Here is a 496-nt window from a genome sequence, read left to right on the forward strand (position 1 = left end):
GGGCGGAATCAAGCGGTGGATGCGCCACGCTTGAATAGTTCGTTAAGTATTTCACGTGGGGTTGCGCCGCCGAGGATTTGTCGGGGTGTTTCGTTGAGCTCATTTTGCACCCACGCGACATGTTCGGGTGTGACGGTGGCAAAGTCGGTGCCCTTTTTGTAGAACCTGCGCCTGATCTCGCCGTTGGTGTTCTCGTTGGTTGGTCTCTGCCACGGTGAGTGCGGTTCACAGAAAAACACCTGGCAGCCGTCTTTAATCTGGACTTGTGCTGTGACAGCCATTTCTGCGCCTTGGTCCCATGTGATGGTCTTTAGCTGCTCGGTGTTGAGGTCTTTGACCATGTCCTGCAGGGTTGCGACCACGGTGTGTGAACTGTGCTCATCGGGAAGGTGTCCAAGCAGGGTGTAACGGCTGGTGCGCTCTACTAGGGTAATCAGCGCGCTTTTGCCACCTTTACCAATAACAAGGTCGCCCTCCCAGTGCCCGGGAATAGCCC

At 55.8% G+C, this 496-nt stretch carries 1 protein-coding gene; it reads right to left on the bottom strand.

The genetic code is table 11. From position 1 onward, the window contains the following. Window positions 1-8: 8 nt before the first annotated feature. Window positions 9-496: IS30 family transposase (locus QKB66_RS11945; protein ID WP_414253376.1), on the bottom strand; the 488-nt coding region annotated here is incomplete at its 5' end.

The sequence above is a fragment of the Corynebacterium sp. c25Ua_89 genome, from assembly GCF_047459735.1.
Classification (GTDB): domain Bacteria; phylum Actinomycetota; class Actinomycetes; order Mycobacteriales; family Mycobacteriaceae; genus Corynebacterium; species Corynebacterium simulans.